Source organism: Nonomuraea sp. NPDC049649 (assembly GCF_040675175.1).
Lineage (GTDB): Bacteria > Actinomycetota > Actinomycetes > Streptosporangiales > Streptosporangiaceae > Nonomuraea.
Genome location: NZ_JBFAOH010000006.1, coordinates 1 through 14,924, shown reverse-complemented (window position 1 = coordinate 14,924; position 14,924 = coordinate 1). Strand labels below are relative to the sequence as shown.

14 protein-coding genes are annotated in these 14,924 nt (G+C 72.1%); 10 read left to right on the top strand and 4 right to left on the bottom strand.

What is annotated here, in order from left to right:
• The first annotated feature begins 20 nt into the window (after positions 1-20).
• From AB0J42_RS10505 to AB0J42_RS10480, 6 genes are all read left to right on the top strand, one after another.
• A complete protein-coding gene (locus tag AB0J42_RS10505) occupies positions 21-1,421 on the top strand; it encodes a hypothetical protein (RefSeq protein ID WP_364291162.1) in 1,401 nt (466 codons plus the stop codon).
• The gene (gene brxD / locus AB0J42_RS10500; RefSeq protein ID WP_364291159.1) at positions 1,418-2,743 is read left to right on the top strand and encodes a BREX system ATP-binding protein BrxD; all 1,326 of its coding nucleotides are present in this window, start codon (positions 1,418-1,420) and stop codon (positions 2,741-2,743) included. The genes AB0J42_RS10505 and brxD overlap by 4 nt, the downstream gene beginning before the upstream one ends.
• Positions 2,740-4,869: a DEAD/DEAH box helicase gene (locus tag AB0J42_RS10495; protein ID WP_364291156.1), complete on the top strand. Its 2,130-nt coding sequence runs from the start codon at positions 2,740-2,742 to the stop codon at positions 4,867-4,869. Before brxD ends, AB0J42_RS10495 begins: the two co-directional genes overlap by 4 nt.
• Positions 4,870-4,906: 37 nt before the next feature.
• Positions 4,907-5,656, top strand: a complete 750-nt coding sequence (locus tag AB0J42_RS10490) for a DUF899 domain-containing protein (RefSeq protein WP_364291153.1) — start codon at positions 4,907-4,909, stop codon at positions 5,654-5,656.
• A gap of 111 nt (positions 5,657-5,767) precedes the next feature.
• Complete coding sequence (locus AB0J42_RS10485; protein WP_364291150.1) at positions 5,768-6,220, top strand: VOC family protein; 453 nt, start codon at positions 5,768-5,770, stop codon at positions 6,218-6,220.
• A gap of 14 nt (positions 6,221-6,234) precedes the next feature.
• A complete protein-coding gene (locus AB0J42_RS10480; protein ID WP_364291147.1) occupies positions 6,235-7,119 on the top strand; it encodes a pyridoxamine 5'-phosphate oxidase family protein in 885 nt (294 codons plus the stop codon).
• Here AB0J42_RS10480 and AB0J42_RS10475 read toward each other — a convergent pair.
• The gene (locus AB0J42_RS10475; protein ID WP_364291145.1) at positions 7,097-8,092 is read right to left on the bottom strand and encodes a CHAT domain-containing protein; all 996 of its coding nucleotides are present in this window, start codon (positions 8,090-8,092) and stop codon (positions 7,097-7,099) included. The genes AB0J42_RS10480 and AB0J42_RS10475 overlap by 23 nt on opposite strands.
• A gap of 287 nt (positions 8,093-8,379) precedes the next feature.
• Between AB0J42_RS10475 and AB0J42_RS10470 the strand changes: the two genes are divergently transcribed.
• Together AB0J42_RS10470 and AB0J42_RS10465 are read left to right on the top strand one after the other, a co-directional pair.
• Positions 8,380-8,646 carry a hypothetical protein gene (locus AB0J42_RS10470; protein WP_364291143.1) on the top strand — a complete coding sequence of 89 codons (267 nt, stop codon included), beginning with the start codon at positions 8,380-8,382 and terminating at the stop codon, positions 8,644-8,646.
• Positions 8,647-8,718: 72 nt separating this feature from the next.
• The gene (locus tag AB0J42_RS10465) at positions 8,719-8,943 is read left to right on the top strand and encodes a hypothetical protein (protein ID WP_364291141.1); all 225 of its coding nucleotides are present in this window, start codon (positions 8,719-8,721) and stop codon (positions 8,941-8,943) included.
• A gap of 175 nt (positions 8,944-9,118) precedes the next feature.
• Here AB0J42_RS10465 and AB0J42_RS10460 read toward each other — a convergent pair whose 3' ends face one another.
• The 3 genes from AB0J42_RS10460 to AB0J42_RS10450 all read right to left on the bottom strand — a co-directional run bounded on the left by AB0J42_RS10460 (position 9,119) and on the right by AB0J42_RS10450 (position 12,127).
• Positions 9,119-10,531 (bottom strand): CATRA conflict system CASPASE/TPR repeat-associated protein, encoded by a 1,413-nt coding sequence (locus tag AB0J42_RS10460; RefSeq protein WP_364291139.1) that lies wholly within the window; start codon positions 10,529-10,531, stop codon positions 9,119-9,121.
• Positions 10,518-10,838: a CATRA system-associated protein gene (locus tag AB0J42_RS10455; RefSeq protein ID WP_364291137.1), complete on the bottom strand. Its 321-nt coding sequence runs from the start codon at positions 10,836-10,838 to the stop codon at positions 10,518-10,520. Before AB0J42_RS10455 ends, AB0J42_RS10460 begins: the two co-directional genes overlap by 14 nt.
• Positions 10,839-10,906: 68 nt before the next feature.
• Complete coding sequence (locus tag AB0J42_RS10450; RefSeq protein WP_364291135.1) at positions 10,907-12,127, bottom strand: NAD(P)/FAD-dependent oxidoreductase; 1,221 nt, start codon at positions 12,125-12,127, stop codon at positions 10,907-10,909.
• Between the two features lie 431 nt (positions 12,128-12,558).
• On the opposite strand from AB0J42_RS10450, the gene AB0J42_RS10445 reads away from it, so the two are divergent.
• Positions 12,559-13,680: a serine hydrolase domain-containing protein gene (locus AB0J42_RS10445; RefSeq protein WP_364291133.1), complete on the top strand. Its 1,122-nt coding sequence runs from the start codon at positions 12,559-12,561 to the stop codon at positions 13,678-13,680.
• Positions 13,681-13,864: 184 nt separating this feature from the next.
• Positions 13,865-14,881: a glycoside hydrolase family 11 protein gene (locus AB0J42_RS10440; RefSeq protein WP_364291131.1), complete on the top strand. Its 1,017-nt coding sequence runs from the start codon at positions 13,865-13,867 to the stop codon at positions 14,879-14,881.
• Positions 14,882-14,924: the final 43 nt, after the last annotated feature.

Here is a 14,924-nt window from a genome sequence, read left to right as displayed (position 1 = left end):
TGGACAAAGGCGGCCAGGGCGTGGTCATCCGTGTCCTCGGGCCGGAGAACCTCGTCTACAAGGAGTACATGCCGCAGGCCGGTCACGTGAACGCCAAGGCATTGGCGGCACTCGTCGACTTCGGCCATCAGCGGACGGGAGAGGTGGGCTCCCTGCTGGCCCAGTGCGCCTGGCCCGTCGCGAGGGTGGTGCACGAAGGCCGGGTGACCGGCTTCCTCATGCCGCACGTACCCCAGGAGTTCTACGGCCCGATCGGTGGCAAGAGCAAGCTGGTCGAGCTGCAGTATCTGCTGTACGAGCCGAACTGGGCGTGGCTTGACCTGCACCAGCCGGACATCAGGGGCCGTCTCGAGGTCGCGACTCAGTCGGCCAAGCTGATCGACCTGCTGCACGTGCACGGCTGGGTGGTCGGGGACATGTCCTTCCGGAACCTGCTGTGGCGGCCGGGCGCTCCGTACAAGGTGTTCCTGCTCGACTGCGACGGGCTGCGCAGGCACGGGGAGGAGCCGGTGCTCCGCCAGGCGCACACCCCCGACTGGGACGACCCGCACCAGCCGTCCAGCGGCCCGGAGCTGGACACGGACCGCTACAAGCTCGCGCTGCTGGTCGGCCGGGTGCTGTCGCGGACCGCGTCGGTACGGCCGGGTCAGGAGCCGGCGTTGCTTCCCGGCCTGCCGGATCAGGTGGTCACGGCGGTCCGGGAGCTCTTCGCCCGTGCGCACGGTCCCCGAGGCAGTCGTCCCAGCGCGGCCGAGTGGGTGCAGGCGCTGGTCGGCCGCAAACGCATCGCGGTGACCCGCCCGTCCCGCCCGGAGCAGTCGGCTCCCGCCGGGCCGCTCGCCCCGATCCATCGGTCCGGTACGGGCCGGCACAGTGTGACCGTCAGCAGACCTGCGCAGGGAAGCCGCCCCGTCCTCGCGCAGCCGTCGTCGCAGCCGTCTTCGGAGCGGAGATGGACCCCCGTCCGCCCTGCCGGCGGGCGGATGGCTCCCGTGACGAAACCGCCCCAGGGCACACCGCCCGTACCCGCACCGCCGAGACCGCAGTCTGTCCCGCCCATGCCCCCACCTCTGTCCGCAGGGGCATCCCCGTCGCCGGCGACGACGCTGGGACGGCGAGTGATCGCGTCGGATGCGTATGCCGAGCAACGCCGGCTGGCCCCGCGAGGCGGCGCCGTCGACGACGACGCGGTCGCCCGCCTCATCGACCACCTGGAGGCGCGCAACGGGCGGGACTCGGTGGCGAATGTGGCGGCGCTGCTCGGCGACCCCGCCGACCGGGCGGTCCTGCTCATGCGGGCTGTGAAGAACCTGCTCAACGTGGAGCAGACCGAAGTGATCACGCTGAAGGACGGCGACCGTACGGTCGAGCTGAACGAGGTGCTGCTGCGAGAGCAGTTCCTCGAGGAGGGTGAGCCGTGAGACCGAAGGTGAGCCGGGCGAGGCGCCGGCAGATCATCGAGGCCCTGGGCCGTGGGACGGTGCCGCGCAGCGGGCTGGACCTGTTCGCGGTCGGCATGGAGAGGTTCGAGCAGGCGCTCGACGAGGAGCTGGCCGCGGTCACGGCGGGCAGCGCGGGGTTCAAGGCGGTCCGCGGCGAGTACGGCTCCGGTAAGACGTTCTTCGCCCGCTGGCTGGCCGAGCGGGCCAAGCGGCGGAGGATGGCCACCAGCGAGATCCAGATCTCCGACCGGGCCACGCCGCTGCATCGGCTGGAGACCGTCTACCGGTCGCTGATCGGCGCGTTGAGCACGGCGACCTCGCCGCCGAGCGCGTTGCGGGACATCGTGGACACCTGGCTTCTCGCCCTCGAGGACGATGCCGGCGTGGCGAAGGACGACCGGAGGGCGATGACGGCGGCGGTCGAGGAGCTGATCGAGAGACGGCTGGCGGAGACCGCCAAGAACGCTCCCGCGTTCGCGACCGCGCTGCGTTTCTACCGCCGGGCCCGGCTGGCGGGCGACCACGCCACCGCCGACGGCCTGCTCGCCTGGGTAGGCGGCGAACCGAACGTCGCGGCGAGCATCCGCCGCTATGCCGGGCTCAAGGGCGACCTGGACTCGACCGCCGCCCTCCACTTCCTGCAAGGCCTGCTCGTGGTGCTGCGCGACTGCGGCTATCCGGGGCTGCTCGTCGTGCTCGACGAGGTCGAGACACTGCAGCGGATGCGGAGCGACAACCGTGAGCGGAGCCTGAACGCCCTCCGGCAGCTCATCGACGAGATCGACAAGGGCCGCTTTCCCGGTCTCTACCTCGTCATCACCGGCACCCCGGCCTTCTACGACGGGCAGCAGGGCGTTCAGCGGCTCACTCCGCTCGCGCAGCGCCTCCACACCGACTTCCAGACCGATCCCCGGTTCGACACCGCACGGGCGGTGCAGATCCGGCTCACCGGCTTCGACCGGGACAAGCTGGTCGAGCTGGGCGGCGCCGTACGCGATCTCTACGCCCAGGGCAACCCTGCCGAGCAGCGGATCAGAGCCCTCGTCGACGACGCCTACATCAAGGATCTGGCCACGTCGGTCGCCGGGCACCTGGGGGTCGGGGTGGCGCCGCGCATCTTCCTCCGCAAGCTCGTCGCCGACGTGCTGCACCGCGTCTCGGACCACGAGGACTTCGACCCGCGCAGGGACTACCGGCAGGTCAGGGTCACGGAAAGTGAACTCAGCGAGGACGAGCTGAACGCGTTCCGCCGGAGCAGGGCCGCGGCCTCCGCCGACGACGTGGAGCTCGATCTGCCGTGACCTCACAACCGGCCGCACCGGCGCTCGCGCTCCATCCGACCATCGCCTACCACCTCACGAACACGATGGGCTGGCCACGGCTGCGACCGTTGCAGGCGGAGGCGCTCGGCCCCGTCGGCGAGGGCCAGGACACACTGCTGATCGCGCCGACCGCGGGCGGCAAGACGGAGGCGGCGGTGTTCCCGCTCCTGTCCGCCATGGAGGAGCGGACCTGGACCGGGCTGTCCGTGCTCTACGTCTGCCCGCTCAAGGCCCTGCTCAACAACCTGCTGCCGCGCCTGCAGACGTACGCGGGCTGGCTCGGCAGACGGGTGGAGCTCTGGCACGGCGACGTGTCAGGGTCGCGCCGCAAGGCGATCCTCCGTGATCCGCCGGACATCCTGCTGACCACCCCGGAAAGCCTGGAGTCCATGCTGATCAGCAACGGGGTGGACCATCGGCGCCTGCTCGCCGACCTGCGTGCGGTGGTGGTGGACGAGGTGCACGCGTTCGCCCGGGACGACCGCGGCTGGCATCTGCTGTTCGTCCTGGAGCGGCTGACCCGGCTGTCGGGCCGCCCGCTGCAGCGGATCGGCCTCTCCGCGACGGTGGGCAATCCCGCCGAGCTTCTCACCTGGCTCCAGGGCTCCAGCGCCGGGCAACGCCCCGCGCAGGTCCTCGCCCCCGAATCGTCCGCCTCGGCCGCCGAACCCGACGTCGAGCTGGACTACGTGGGCTCGATCCAGAACGCGGCCCGGATGATATCCGCCCTGCACGAGGGTGAGAAGCGGCTGGTGTTCTGCGACTCGCGGCGGATGGTCGAGGAGCTCGCACAGGCGTTGCGGGGATACGGCGTCACCACGTTCGTGTCCCACGCCTCACTGTCCCTGGACGAGCGCCGCCGCGCGGAGGAGGCGTTCGCCCAGGCCCGCGACTGCGTCATCGTCTCCACCTCCACGCTGGAACTCGGCATCGACGTGGGCGACCTCGACCGCGTGGTGCAGATCAACGCGCCGTGGTCGGTGGCCTCGTTCCTGCAGCGGCTCGGCCGTACGGGGCGCAGGGCGGGCACCCGCCGCAACTGCCTGCTGCTCACGCTCACCGACGACGACCTGCTCGCGGCTGCCGGCCTCCTGGTGCTGTGGGGCAAGGGGCGGGTCGAACCCGTCGAGCCGCCCCCGGAGCCGCGGCACATCGTCGCCCAGCAACTCCTCGCCCTCGCACTGCAGGAAGGGAGGGTCGGCGACGCGCTCTGGCCGGACTGGTGGAACGGCCTCGGCCCTTTCGGAGACCCGGAGTCCCGGCAGACGCTGGACCATCTGATCGCCGAGGGCTTCCTGGAACGCGACGGCGGCGGGCTGCTCGTCGGGCCCGAAGCGGAACGACGGTTCGGCCGCCGGCACTTCATGGATCTGACCGCGGTCTTCACCGCGCCGCCGGAGTTCACGGTGTTCCACGGCCGTGCGGAGATCGGACGGACCGATCCCGCCGTGCTGACCAGCGCGTCACCCGGGCAGCGGCTGCTGCTGCTCGCCGGCCGCACCTGGCAGGTGGACTGGATCGACTGGAGGCGCCGGCGCTGCTTCGTGCTGCCGGTGGAGGGGACGGGCGGCGAGGCCCGCTGGGCGTCGTCGGCGTCAGGCGGGGTCTCCTACGCACTCGCCCGCGCCATGCGGGAGGTCGTCCTCGGCGACGATCCACCGGTGCGGCTCACGCGCCGGGCCGTCGCGGTGCTGTCCAGGCTGCGCGACGAGCGCGGCGGCACGGTCCACCAGGATGGCACGGTGATCGCCCGGGAGGACGACGACCTCCGCTGGTGGACCTGGGCAGGTCACCGGGCCAACGCGACCTTGAAGAGCAGCCTCGGCCCGATCGCGGACCCTCTCCAGCGCGGCGACGACCTGTTCATCAGGCTGCGCGCCGACATGCAGCCCGGCATGTGGCGGCACGCCATCCAGGGCCTCGACACCCGGCTCCGCCTTCCGGAAGCGGACGACAAGGCGTTGCGCGGTCTCAAGTTCACCGAGGTGCTGCCGCGTGACGCAGCACATCAGACCCTTGCCGCCCGCCTGGCCGACCTCCCCGCCGCCGCCTCCGTACTCCGCGAACCCGTGCGGTTCACGAGCCTGCCATCGCCGGATGGGTAGGGGGCGTACGACGGCACGAGACATCACGGAGAACGCCATGAAAAGCCGACCACCCGTCGTCGATATGGACACCTGGCAGGCCAAGCGCGACGAGTTGCTGGTCCGGGAGAAGGCCCACACCCACGAGGGCGACGCCATCGCCGCCGCCCGCCGCCGTCTGCCGATGGTGGAGGTCGACGGTACGGTCGAGGTCGTCGGGAAAGACGGCCCGGTCCCGTTCCTGGATCTGTTCCAGGGCCGCGACGAGCTCATCGTCTACAAGCACATGTGGTACGACGGCGCGCCGCCTCAGGGGCAGTGCGAGGGCTGCACCACCGTCGCCTGGCATGCGAAGGACGCCGTCTACCTGAACGCCCGCGGCGTCTCGTTCGCGATCGTGACCACGGGCGCGTGGGACGAGGTGGCCGACTTCGTCGCGTTCATGGGCTACACCCAGCCGTGGTATTCGGTGCGTGACGTGCCGGAGCCGGTCGGCGGGGAGATGGGGTACCTGTCCTGCTTCCTGCGCGAGGGCGACCGCGTCTTCCTCACCTACTCGACGACGGGCCGCGGCATCGAGGCGGCCAACGGGTCCTTCGGCCTGCTCGACATGACGCCGTACGGCCGCGGCGAGGCGTGGGAGGACAGGCCGGAGGGCCGGCCCGAGGGCGGCGAGCCGTGCTGGTACTGGCGCTCGGACGCGGGCGGGAACGCCACCTGGGGCCCGACCAGCCGCCCGGTGCCGCAGTGGACCCGCCCGCAGGCGACGCCGGTGGAGACTCTGGGCCGGCGCGGCTCCTATCACTAGGGACCCGCCCCTGAGCTAACTATCTAAAAGGGCTTAGCTGGTTGACGATCTCCTGTCTAACCGTCTATCGTCGGAAAGCCAGTTAGTTCAGACGGGTTTGCGAGGTGTGTCATGGAGATCAAGGCTCTGCGTACGGGACACGTGGGCTTGAACGTGACCGATCTGGATCGGTCCCTGCCCTTCTACCTGCGTGTCTTCGGGTTCCAGGTGCAGGCCGAAGGTGAGGAGCCCGGCCGTCGCTGGGCGTTCCTCGGACGGGACGGGCAGCTGGTGCTCACCCTGTGGCAGCAGAGCGACGCCGCCTTCGCCACCCGCGCCGCGGGCCTGCACCACCTGTCCTTCCAGGTCGAGTCGGTCGACGAGGTGAAGGCCGCCGAACGGGTGCTGCGCGAGCTCGGCGCCGGGTTCGCCCATGACGGCGTCGTCCCGCACGGCGAGGGGGTCTCGTCCGGCGGGATCTTCTTCACCGACCCCGACGGGATCCGCCTGGAGATCTACGCGCCCACCGGCGCCGACACCGCGCCCGCCCCCAGCGGTGCGGCTCCGACCTGCGGTTTCTTCTAGGAAAGGAGGCCGCTGTGTATCACGAGGGCGAACGGGCCGCCCAGCGGCGCGCCGGGCTGCTGGATCAGGGCGCGTTCTCCGCCCGTGCGATCCGCGCAGAGATGCCCGAGGTGGCGCGCCGATTCCTCCTCCAGCAGCCGCTGGTGGTGCTCGGCGCCGCCGACGGGCAGGGGCGGATGTGGGCCACGATGCTGACTGGGCAGCCGGGCTTCCTGCGCGCCGACGACGCCCGGACCGTCACGGTCGACGCCCGGCCCGGAAAGGACGACCCGCTTCACGACCGGCTCGCTGCGCCCGCCCCGGTCGGCATGCTCGCCATCCAGCCGTCCCGGCACCGCCGGATGCGGCTGAACGGCCAGGCGGTCCCGGCCGGGCGCGGCCTGCGCGTCACGCTCGACCAGGTCTACTCCAACTGCCCCAAGTACATCCAGAAGCGCGAACCGCGCTGGGAACCGGCCACCCCGGGCCCGCCGCGACGGTCCCGCGAGCTGACCGAAGACCAGCGGCGGTGGATCGGCGGCGCCGACACGTTCTTCATCGCCACCGCCGACGGCGCGGGTAACGCCGACGCGTCCCACCGCGGCGGCGACCCGGGCTTCGTGGACGTGCTGTCACCGACCGTGCTGCGCTGGCCCGACTACGTGGGGAACGCCATGTTCAACACCCTGGGAAACCTGGAGGTCAACCCCCGGGCGGGGCTGCTGTTCCCCGGCTGGCGCGACGGCTCGGTCCTGCACGTCACCGGCACGGCCCGCGTCGCCTGGGCGCCGGACGGCGAACGGTCGGTCGAGTTCACCGCCACCGGCGTCGTCGAGATCGCCGGGGCCAGCCCGCTGCGGTGGAGCGACCCCGTCCTGTCCCGCTTCAACCCCCGCCTCACGGCGGGCCGTGCAGGATGAAGGAGCCCCAGATGGCCGGGTCCGGATAGTCCGAGCGGCCCCTGAGCAGCGCGGCCCGGAGCGCGTCCGCGACGGACTCGCTCCGCCGCAGCTCCTCGTGGAAGAGGGCGGCGATCCTGGCCGATGGGACGGGCGGCACGTTCCGGAGCATGGCGACGACGCGTTCGGCGCCGGAGACGAAGAAGGCGCGGACCAGCCCGCGCACGCCCTCCGGGGTGATCATGCCGCTCCCGGAGTGGCAGCAGGTCAGCACCACGAGGCGGGCCCGGAGGGATTCGTCCGCGATCATGTCGGAGGTGAGCTGGCCGTCGTCGCCCGCGGCCGGGCTGAGCGCGATGGTGCCCGGCGGCCGGTCCAGCCGCAGGTGCGCGTCGAGGTAGGCGTGGGCGAAGACGTGGACCAGGTCGGCGCCGCGCAGCCGCTCCAGGACGGCGCCTACCGTGCAGGCCTCACCGGACAGCGGTTCCACCTCGTACAGGTCCGTGACCCGCGCGGTCTCCCGCACGTCGAGCGGCGCCGCGTCCGCGTGGCCGCCGGTGGAGAGGGGCAGCCGCGCGCCCTCGGGAGCGCTGATGATCAGCGGCGCTCCGGCGGGGCCCGGCAGCGGGTCGGCGGCGAGCAGTTCCAGGCCGTGCAGCGACTGCGCGAAGGTCACCGGATGACGCTCGATCAGCTGCACGCCCTCGTCGAGGCTGAACGCCGCGAACGGCATCCCCCACAGGATCCAGTCCGGCAGCACGATCACGGGCCGGCCGGGGGCGAGCTCGTCGCGGAACGGGCGCAGCAGCAGCGGGCCGAGGTCCGGGATGTCCCGGCTGTGGGTGACCATCGGGCCGGACTCCAGCGCGGCCACCACGTCGGCCCCCGGGACCCGCTGGTGGGAACGCTCGCCGCCGGGGCTGACCATCCAGGCGTGGATCGCCCGTAAATGGCGCAGCGTGGCCAGCGGATCGACGCCGACCGGCACCCGCATGAAGGTTCAGGCGGATGAGGTTCGACAGCGCGACGGCGACGCCGCGGGTGTCGTCGACCTCGCGCTTGAGCGCGAGGCTCTCGGTCAGGTGGGCGGAGGCCTGGTCGAAGTCGTCCTCGGCCATGCGTACGAGCGCGAGAAGGTTGAGCGCCTGGGCGCGTCCCCGCCGGTCCATCGGCTCGGCCTCGGCGAACCAGCGGTCGAGATGGTCGGCGGCCTCGGGATAGCGCGCGGCGGCCCGCGCGATCTCCGCGGCGAGGATGAGCCCCTGACGGCGCAGCACCGGGATGCCCCGGGCCATCCGCAGCGCCGTGCCGATCGCGGCGGCGGCCTCGTCGTGCCGGCCGGTCATGCTGAGCGTCAGGCCCAGGTTGCCGAACACCTCCGCGGTGTCGTCCGACGGCCCGCCGGGCACCCGGCCGAGATGGTCCTCGGCGGTGCGCCCCCACTCCACCGCCCGCTCCGGCTGGGAGAGGTTCAGGCTGACCCGGCTGAGCTGCGAGGCGGCGAGTGCGGCCAGCTTGTGCTCGCCGGCCTCGACGGACCGGAGGTAGGCCTCGTCGAGCGCGTCGAAGGCCTCGTCCAGCATCCCCGCCTGCAACGCCGCCTCTCCCAGGGTGGTCAGCATGGCCCACCGGGTCGGCGGGGCGGGCGGCTCCCGGTCGCCGAGCAGGACGAGGGCGCGCCTGGCGTCCTCCGCCCCTTCGGCCGGCCGGCCGCCGAGGATCCGCGCCTCCGCACGCTGGGCCAGCGCGGACGCGAGCATCAGCTCGTCGCCGAGCCGCTCGGCGAGCGCGATCCGGCGCTCGGCGCACTCGGCCTCCTTCGCCCCGCGCTGGAACATCGAGTAGACGCACGCCAGGAGGAACAGCGCCGCGTCGAGCTCCCGCGGGTCGTCCGACCGCTCGGCCGTCCCCACCGCGACGCGGGCGTGGACCAGCGCGGTCCGGTAGTTCCCGCTCCGCATCGCGTCCTGCGTGAGGGCGCGCAGCCGGCGGGAGACGGTGCCCATCATGACGGGGCCCATCATGGTCTGCCTTCCTTCCCGCGCGGCACCAGCACGCGCAGCACGACGAGGGTGATCCCCGACCCGGCGATCCAGGCCAGGACGGCCTCCAGAGGAGGCGGCGGGGGTACGGCACGGCTGAGCGACAGGGCCGACCAGCCGAGCCAGGCTGCCGCCCCGCCGAGCAGGGCGCAGGACATCCGGTCGAAGGCGTCCAGTTCCCCGGCCCGCTCGGTGACCGCGGGCAGGGCGAGGGCCAGCGCGGCGAGCGCCGCGACGAGCGGGGCGTCCAGCCGGTCCGGCAGCGGCACCTGGTACTCCAGCGCCTGGATGACGGCGAGGGCCATGAGCAGGGCACCCAGGAAGGAGGTCTGCAGCACGGTCAGGCGGCGCGCCCGCCCGGCGATCCGCTCGCCGATCACGGTGCGGGCGCTCCGGCCGACCTCCGCCGCGCTTTCGCGGGTGGCCCGCAGGTAGCCGATGTCCACGTCCAGCTGCTCCTGGAGGACGCGGGCCAGCACCGCGTCGCTCTCCAGGAACCGCCGCCCGCGCGGCAGGGCGTCCGTCATCCGCCCGGTCGCGACGCCCACGCTGATCCGCATCCGGCTCAGGTCGCGGAGCGCGGCGACCAGCCCGGCGGTGCCGCCGACGGCCTGGGCCAGCCGCGCCTGCCCCGCCGACAGCTCCGCCGTGCCGATCGCCGGCGCGTCGATCAGCCCGACCAGGTGATCGGTGGCGTCGTCCACCGTACGGCTGACCTGGCGATACCGGGACGACCGGTGCAGCACCCAGGAGGCGTGCCGCACCTTCGCCGCGCCGAGCAGGTAACGGGCGAACGGGCGCAGCTCCACCCGCCCGGGGACCTGCCACACCCACGCGTACATGTCCTGCTCGCGCCGCCTGCCGGTCAGCATGACCAGCCGCCGCGTCGGCGGGCGGTCGTCGTGCCGCCGCTCCGCCAGCTCCCACACCGCGACGCCCTCGTCGAACGGGCGGGCGGGACCCCTGACCTGCTCCTCGGGGAGTTCGGCGCGGACGACGCCGGGAACGATCCGGTCGCACACCCCGGCGTAGACGCGCACGGTGCCGAGCGTCCCGGCGGCGCCGGCGGGCCACTCCGCGTCGAGCTCGGCCCACGGCCGCCCGCCCTCGGGGGCGAGCACCGCCATCAGCCCCACCACGTCGTGTTCGCGGTAGAGCACGGCCTGGTAGACGCCGGGCCGGTCGATCGTACCGGTGGCCAGCAGGGTGAAGTCGTCGCCCGGCGCGAGGGCGGCGGGGACCCGCGCCGGCGTGCCCGCCACCAGCTCGGTCACCTCGCCCAGCGCCGCGAAGGACGCCCACAGCCGCCCGGCCGGCGCCCGCCAGCCGGCGCCGCTCTCTCCTGCGGTGCAGTACGCGTGGACGACGAGGGCCTGCTCAGCGATCGTCATCGGACGGGGTCTCCGGGTGCGAGGCGATGGCCGCCCCGATGCGCTCGATGGTCTGGTTGACCACCTGAGGAGCCGCTTCGGGCACCTCGTCGCCGGGGCTGATGGGGGAGGGGCCCAGCGACGGCCCCGCCAGCTCGACCCGGCTCAGCGCGAGCCGGGCTTCCGGCACGTCACCGCGGGCGAGAGCGTCCTCCAGGAGGGTGAGCTGGGCGTGCACCTCCGCCCACCCGCCGGGGGAGAGGCGCCAGGCGCTCACCCTGCCCAGCAGTTCATCGGTGTCGGCCAGGGTCTCCTCGAAGGTCGGCACGGGGGAGCCTCCGTTCGTGGAACGTGTCAATCAACCCATACGAGTCGGGCCGCCCATCGTTACGAGCGTCACTGGGAGACGCTGGCGGCGCTGTGGGGCGGACCGGCGTAGCGCCAGAAGAAGTTGATCAGCACGTTCATCCGGTTCCGCCCGCCCAGCAGGTAACGCACGTGGATGAAGATCCACGCCAGCCAGGCGGCGAGCCCGTGCGCGGTCAGCCCGTTGGGGAGCTGCAGCACGGCCTCGGCCTTGCCCACGGTGGCCATGATGCCCGGGTCCCGGTACCGGAACGGCGCCGCCGGCCTGCCCTGGACAGCCGCCGCGATCTGCCTGCCCGCGTGCTCGCCCATCTGGATCGCCGGCTGGGCGAGCTGCGCCTGCGGCGCGGGCGGCCCCGCCAGGTCGCCGGCCACGAATATCTCCGGGTGCTCCGCCACGTTCAGCGCCTCCGTGAGCACGATCCTGCCGCCCTTGCCCTGCGGCAGCCCCCAGTCGGCGACCTGCTGGGGCGCGGCCACGCCGAGCGCCCACACGGTCAGGTCGCTCGGCAGCCGCGTCCCGTCGCTCAGCACCACCGCGTCCGGCTCCACCGCCGCCACCGTCGACCCCAGCCGGAGCCGCACCCCTCTCTTGCTCAGCGCCCGCGCCGCCGCGCTCCGCAGCCGGGGCTTGTACGGGGAGAGCACGTAGTCGAACCGCTCCACCAGCGTCACGCTCGTCTGGTCCGGCCGGATCTCGGGAAACGTCAGCGGCAGCGTGCGCCGGCGCAGCTCGGCCAGGGTGCCCGCCATCTCCACCCCGGTCGCGCCGGCGCCCACCACGACGACGTGCGTGCCCTCCCGGCGGCCGGTCGCCGTCTCCTCCAGCAGCCGCCCCAGCCGGTCGCGCATCTCGGTCGCGTCGCGTAGCGAGTAGATCGGGTGCGCGTTCTCCTGGGCCCCTTCGACGCCGAGCCAGTTGGTGGTCACGCCGGTGGCGATGACGAGATAGTCGTAGTCCAGCCCGCTGCCGTCCTCGAACTCCACCCGCCGCTCGCCGGGCAGCACCTTGCTCAGCACGGCCTTCCGCGTCCGCACGTTCGGCCACCTGGCGGCGAAGGTCCGGACCGGGTAGGACACGTCGGACGCCCCCATCCCGGCCGTGGCGACCTGGTAGAGCAGGGGCTGGAACGTCGCGTACGCGTTCCGGTCGACGAGCGTGACCAGCACTCCCGTACGAGCCAAGGTCCTCGTCGCGGCCAGCCCCGCGAACCCCGCGCCCACCACCACGACCCGAGTTCTCTGCGCCATGACTCCGGTTCTTCCCCGAGAAGTCCGGACAGAACGGCCGATCCGGAAGTGCGGCAGGATGACCGGATGCGCAACGTCAGGCGGTGGAACCGGTGAGCAGCCTGCACCGGGCGGTGAAGGGCAAGTGGGATCATCCCTCGCCGCTGGTGTGGCCGCCGCCGGTCACGTATCCGCAGATGCGGGAGCTCGCCGCCGAGGCTCGGAGTACCGCCGCCACCTGCTGCTGCGCTACAGCGTCGTCTGGCGGAAACCGGAGCGGTAGCGCGGATCTCCAGCGCTCCTCCTGCTGCTCTGCAGCGTCCTCTGGCGGAAGCCGGCGCGGTAGCGCCTGCGCTACCGCACATCTCCAGCGCGCGGGATCGATCGGCCGGGCGGCCGGCGGGAGGGTGGAACCCGTCACTGAACAACCGATTTCGACGGGGATGACCTCTATGTTCACGAAGATCGCCGCTGCCGCGCTCGCCGCCCTCACCCTGACGCCTGCCGCCGCCGCGCAGGCCGCCCCGCCACGCGACGTCCTGCAGCGGGAGCTGGACTCGCTGGTGGAGAAGTACGACTTCCCGGGCGCGCTCGGCACCGTGCGCGACAGCCGCGGCCGGGTCCGCCACTACACGGCCGGCGTGGGGGACCTCAAGACGGGGGCGAAGGTGCCCGCCGACGCCTACGTGCGCGTCGGCAGCAACACCAAGACGTACGTGGCGGTGGTCGCGCTGCAGCTCGCCGGGGAGGGCAGGCTCGACCTGGACGCCCCGGTGGAGAAGTACCTGCCGAAGGTCATCCGCGGCAACGGCAACGACGGCCGGAAGATCACCACCAGGATGCTGCTCAACCACACCAGCGGGCTGCCGAACTACACCGCGGACATGCCCTCCATCCTGGAGCTGCGCGACCGCTACCAGGAGCCGTACGAGCTGCTCCAGCAGGGGCTGGCGCACCGGCCCACGTTCCCTCCCGGCAAGGGCTGGGCCTACAGCAACACCGGCTACGTCGCGCTCGGCCTGCTCATCCAGCGGGTCACCGGCCGCCCGGTGCAGGAGGAGATCACCCGGCGCATCATCCGGCCGCTCGGCCTGAAGCACACCTACTGGCCCGGCGCTGGGGACCAGGGCATCCGGAAGCCGCACCCCCGGGGCTACCACTTCAGTGAGCCCGGCGGCACCGCCGTCGACGTCACCGAGCTCGACCCGAGCTGGGGCTGGGCGGCCGGCCAGCTCATCGCCACGCCGGGCGACGTCAACCGCTTCTTCGTCGCCCTCCTGGACGGGAAGCTGCTCAAGCCCGAGCAGCTCAGGCAGCTGAAGAAGACGGTCAAGCCGAAGGACTTCCTGCCCGGCTTCGAGTACGGCCTGGGCATCTTCAAGATCAAGCTGTCGTGCGGCGGGCACGCCTGGGGCCACGGCGGCGACATCGACGGCTACGAGACCCGCAACGGCGTCACCGAGGACGGCCGCGCCGTCTCGTTCGCCGTCACCGCCCTGCCGCACCCCACCGACGAGGAGGCGGCGCTCGCCACCTTCAAGGTGGTCGACCGCGCCATCTGCGCCACCCGCTGATCGTTTTCGTGTCGTACATGAAAGTTTCACAGCCCCATATCAAGCGATTCTGAGGGGGGCAACGGCGTTGTGCTGGCCAATCCTCACTCAACCCTTGACCGATAATTTCGGGAACCGTTGACAACTTTCGGGGGCGGATGAACACTGTCGCCAATTCGTCGCCCTCCCGAGGAGGAAGCAGGCAATGAACAGCGCCCCCGCCCCCCCGACGTACCGCAGACGCGGCGGCCTCAGATCCTTCATCCGCCGCGCCTGCACCGTAGCCGCAGCGCTGATCACCGCGATGGCGCTGCCCGGCGTCGCGCACGCCGTCCCCGTCAACTCCAACCAGACCGGCAACCACGACGGGTACTTCTACTCGTTCTGGACGGACGCCCAGGGCACGGTCTCGATGGACCTGGGGTCCGGCGGCAACTACAGCACCTCCTGGCAGAACACCGGGAACTTCGTCGCCGGCAAGGGCTGGAACCCCGGTGGCCGCAGGACGGTCAGCTACTCCGGCAGCTTCAACCCGTCCGGCAACGCCTACCTGACCCTGTACGGCTGGACCCGGAACCCGCTCGTCGAGTACTACATCGTCGACAACTGGGGCACCTACCGTCCCACCGGCAACTACAAGGGCACCGTCACCAGCGACGGCGGCACGTACGACATCTACGAGACGACGCGCTACAACGCCCCCTCCATCGAGGGCACCCGGACCTTCCAGCAGTACTGGAGCGTCCGCCAGCAGAAGCGGACCGGCGGCACCATCAACGCCGGCAACCACTTCGACGCCTGGGCCCGCCACGGCATGAACCTCGGCAACCACGACTACATGATCATGGCGACCGAGGGCTACCAGAGCAGCGGCAACTCCAACATCACCATCGGCGGCGGCGGTAACCCCGGCAACGGCGGCAACCCCGGCGACGGCGGCAACCCGGGCAACCCCGGCGGCTGCAACGCGACCCTCTCCGCGGGCAGCCAGTGGAGCGACCGCTACAACCTGAACGTCTCGGTCAGCGGCTCCAGCAACTGGACCGTCACGATGAACGTGCCGTCCCCGGCCCGGATCATCGCCACCTGGAACATCAGCGCGAACTACCCCAGCCAGCAGGTCCTGACAGCCAGACCGAACGGCAACGGCAACAACTGGGGGGTGACCATCCAGCACAACGGCAACTGGACCTGGCCGACGGTCTCCTGTAGCGCGAACTGACCCGTACCCGATCCACGTCCACGGCGCGGCGGCCTCACGGCCG